Source organism: uncultured Faecalibacterium sp., assembly GCF_900066275.1.
GTDB lineage: Bacteria > Bacillota > Clostridia > Oscillospirales > Ruminococcaceae > Faecalibacterium > Faecalibacterium taiwanense.
Genome location: NZ_FMFG01000003.1, coordinates 18,137 through 21,744 on the forward strand (window position 1 = coordinate 18,137; position 3,608 = coordinate 21,744).

5 protein-coding genes are annotated in these 3,608 nt (G+C 59.0%); all 5 read left to right on the forward strand.

Going from position 1 to position 3,608, the window contains the following annotated elements; translation table 11 throughout:
• Positions 1-1,154, forward strand: a 1,154-nt coding sequence (locus QZL71_RS01825; RefSeq protein WP_294647499.1) for a PD-(D/E)XK nuclease family protein, incomplete at its 5' end; no start/stop codon positions are given.
• 421 nt (positions 1,155-1,575) lie between these two features.
• A complete protein-coding gene (infC, locus tag QZL71_RS01830; RefSeq protein ID WP_005944384.1) occupies positions 1,576-2,154 on the forward strand; it encodes a translation initiation factor IF-3 in 579 nt (192 codons plus the stop codon).
• Between the two features lie 18 nt (positions 2,155-2,172).
• Positions 2,173-2,376 (forward strand): 50S ribosomal protein L35, encoded by a 204-nt coding sequence (gene rpmI / locus QZL71_RS01835; protein WP_005928215.1) that lies wholly within the window; start codon positions 2,173-2,175, stop codon positions 2,374-2,376.
• Positions 2,377-2,430: 54 nt separating this feature from the next.
• On the forward strand, positions 2,431-2,781 hold the full coding sequence (gene rplT, locus QZL71_RS01840) for a 50S ribosomal protein L20 (RefSeq protein WP_005928218.1): 351 nt from the start codon (positions 2,431-2,433) through the stop codon (positions 2,779-2,781).
• 203 nt (positions 2,782-2,984) lie between these two features.
• Positions 2,985-3,608 (forward strand): TrmH family RNA methyltransferase (locus tag QZL71_RS01845; protein ID WP_294647501.1); only part of this gene is annotated, 624 nt, incomplete at its 3' end.

Below are 3,608 nucleotides of genomic sequence, written 5' to 3' on the forward strand. Positions count from 1 at the left end.
CGGGCCTGCGCCTGCGCCCGGAACAGGGCGAGAGCATGTACAAGACTGCAGCCTACGCAGCCCTTGCCAGCGTCCATGCGCAGGAAACGCGCAGCGAGCAGATGCGCCTTTTATATGTGGCGCTCACCCGTGCACAGGATAAGCTGATCCTCACGGTGCCGCTGGGCATGACCAAGACCGGCAATCCCTTTGCCAAGGCGGCAGCATTCCTTGCTGCGGGCGCGGGAGAAACGCTGAACCAGCAGGCGGGCAGCTTTGCCGACTGGCTGCGTGCAGCGCTGCTGGTGCATCCCTTCGGCGGACCGCTGCGGCGGCTGGCAGGAGATCTGGAACTGCCCTTTGTGTTTACGGAAAGTGAGATCATGGTCACGGTGCAGGAAGCTCAGCCGGAGCCGGAAACACCGGAACAGGAACCGGAAGCGGCAGAGCCTGTCCCGGCAGACCCGGCATTGGTGGCTCAGCTGCAGGAGGGCTTTGCATGGCGGTATCCGGCGGCAAAACTGGCTGCGGTGCCCGCCAAGGTCAGCGTGACCAGCATCGTGCACAAGGCCGAGCAGACCACGCTGGAACGCCCTGCTTTCCTCTCCAAAGACGGCCTGACTGCCGCCGAGATGGGCACGGCTCTGCACGCTTTTCTGGAACATGCGGACTTTGCCTCCCTTGCTGCTGCCAAAGCGGCGGGCACGCTGGAGGAAGCCATCCTTGCAGAGCGCCAGCGGCAGGTGGACACCCGGCTGGTGGCCCCGGAAATTGCGGAAAAACTCAATGCAGGCCGCATCCGCCGCTTTGCCGAGAGCGAAGCCTTTGCAAAGATCTGCGCAGCCGAAAAGGTGCTGCGGGAGCTGGCCTTCATCACGGCGCTGCCCGCGTCGGCCGTGCTGACGGCACAGGGAGCTTCCGCGCAGGAAGCCGCCGCCGTGCAGGATGAGCAGGTGCTGGTGCAGGGCATTGCAGACCTTGTGCTGGTGTTCCCGGATCATCTGGAACTGCTGGATTACAAGACCGACCGCCGCAAGACCGAAGCGGACTTCCTGAGCGCCTACCGCCCGCAGCTGAACCTCTATGCTCTTGCCATCGATAAGCGCTTTGCGCCGAAGAAGGTAACGTATAAGGGCATCTACTCGCTGGAGCTGGGGAGGCTGATCGAAGCGTAGGAGAACGTCGGTGCCGCCCACTCCGGCCTGCTTCCGCTCGCCAGTCCATCCAGCGTGAGAAGCCCTCGCACTTCCCGTTAAGGCTTTTTGGTCGATTTTAATTGCAGCCTACACTTTAGACCATGGCTTCGCGTCATCCTGCCGGAGTGGGCGGCACCGATGCCCGGGCAGATGCTGCTCCCTGATGGCCTGCCTTTCGGAAAAGTCATATTTTTCCCGCAAAACGCATAAAAAGTGCTTGACAGCGCTTTCTGCCTGTGGTAGAATAACCGAGTAAAGAAAGCAGCTACGGCCTGTGCCGCGCTCGCCTTGCGAGGGAAAGATCCCCCGGGCTATACCTGAAGGCAGTTCATTATGAGTGGACTGCAGCTTTGAGTGAATTTTTGCGCGGCTGTCCTGAAAATGGGCGGCCGCGTTTTCTATGCCAAATATTGCAACAAAATGGATTTTGTTTGGAGGTGCATTCATTATCGCTACCGCTGGAAAGTCGAAGGAACTGGAGATCAACGGTCAGATCCGTGACCGTGAGGTCCGTCTGATCGGTGCAGACGGCGAGCAGAAGGGCGTTGTGTCCATTCAGGTGGCCATGCGCGCTGCTGAAGATGCTGGTCTGGATCTGGTCAAGATCGCACCGCAGGCTGTTCCGCCTGTGTGCAAGGTGCTGGATTACGGCAAGTACCGTTTTGAACAGCAGAAGAAGGAGAAGGAAGCCAAGAAGAACCAGAAGGTGGTCGAAGTTAAAGAGACCCGCCTTTCGCTCAACATTGACACCAACGACTTCAATACCAAGCTGAACCAGACTGCCAAGTTCCTGGCAGCTGGCCACAAGGTTAAGGTTTCGATCCGCTTCCGCGGCCGTGAAATGGCGCACAGTGCTCTGGGCGCAGACGTGCTGAAACGTTTTGCCGAGGCTCTGCCTCAGGCATCCACCGATAAGCCGCCGGTGCTCGAGGGCCGCACGATGTCCATTCTGCTGATCCCGAAACCCAATAAGGACTAATTTTAGGAGGAAACTAAAATGGCTAAGATGAAACTGAAGACGCACTCCGGCGCTAAGAAGCGCTTTAAGCTGACCAAGAACGGCAAGATCAAGCGCGGCCACGCATTCCGCAGCCACATCCTGACCAAGAAGACCACCAAGCTGACCCGTGGCTACCGTCAGCCCAGCTACGTTGATAAGACCAACGCAGCTACCATCAAGAGCATGCTGCCCTACGCCTAAGAGCGAGCCGCAGGCAAACACATTCTATTGAGACAACTAAAGGAGATATAAAAAATGGCACGTATCAAGGGCGCAACCATGACTCACAAACGTCGTAAGAAGATGCTGAAGCTGGCCAAGGGCTTCTACGGCTGCAAGAGCAAGCACTTTAAGATGGCCAAGCAGCAGGTCATGAAGAGCGGCAACTACGCTCTGGCTGGCCGCCGCATGAAGAAGCGTCAGTTCCGCAACCTGTGGATCTGCCGCATCAACAACGCAGTTCGTCCTCTGGGCATGAACTACTCCACCTTCATGGCTGGTCTGAAGAAGGCTGGCATCGAGCTGAACCGCAAGATGCTGTCTGAGATGGCTATTAACGATCCCAAGAGCTTTGCAGCTCTGGTCGAGACCGTCAAGAACGCCTGATTAGGAACTTGAATCGTGACGCCCGCGCGTATACGCGGGCGTCCGTTTTGTATCCGGGGTTCTTACGGCAGGGGAACATGTTTTTCAGGGCAGCGCCCTGCCGCAGGAACGCTTTGTGGCAGACGCTGCCCTTTTTGCATTTTTTGAACAAGACGGCAGACTACTTTTTGAACGACAGTACAGCGAAAGGTTGAATACACACGATGGACGAAAAAATCACCAGCCGGGAAAACGCAAAGATCAAATACGCCTGCCGCCTTTCTTCCAGCGCGGCATTCCGCCGCAGCGAGGGCCGCTTTCTGGCCGAGGGCCGCAAGCTCTGCCCGGAGCTTGCCCGCGGTGCGCAGCTGGAGACCTTATTTTATACGGAGAGCGCTATGGCAAAGTGCCCGGAGCTTGCCGGGCTGCCCGGTGAACACTACCTTGTGGAAGACCATGTGGCCGATAAGCTGGCCGATGTGGGCACCCATCAGGGAGTGTTCGGCGTGTTCCGCACCCCGGTGCACACACTGGACGAAGTGAAGGCCGGCGGGCGGTATCTGGCACTGGAACGGGTGCAGGACCCCGGCAATGTGGGCACCCTGCTGCGCTCTGCTGCGGCCTTTGGCTTTGACGGTGTGATCCTGAGCGACGGCTGTGCCAGTGTGTATGCCCCCAAGACCCTGCGCGCTTCCATGGGAGCCGCTGTGCGCATCCCGGTGATCGAAGCCGGTGCCATGCCCGATGCCATCACCCAGCTGCGCGCAAAGGGGATCACCTGCCTTGCGGCTGCGCTGTACAAGTCCCAGCCGCTGAGCGCGGCGCAGGCAAGCTGCCCCGGCGGCGTC

What these genes read in the sequence shown, in the direction of transcription:
- infC (WP_005944384.1), top strand. Translation starts at nt 1,576, where the DNA reads ATGCCAAATATTGCAACAAAATGGATTTTGTTTGGAGGTGCATTCATT.
- rpmI (WP_005928215.1), top strand. Translation starts at nt 2,173, where the DNA reads ATGGCTAAGATGAAACTGAAGACGCACTCCGGCGCTAAGAAGCGCTTT.
- rplT (WP_005928218.1), top strand. Translation starts at nt 2,431, where the DNA reads ATGGCACGTATCAAGGGCGCAACCATGACTCACAAACGTCGTAAGAAG.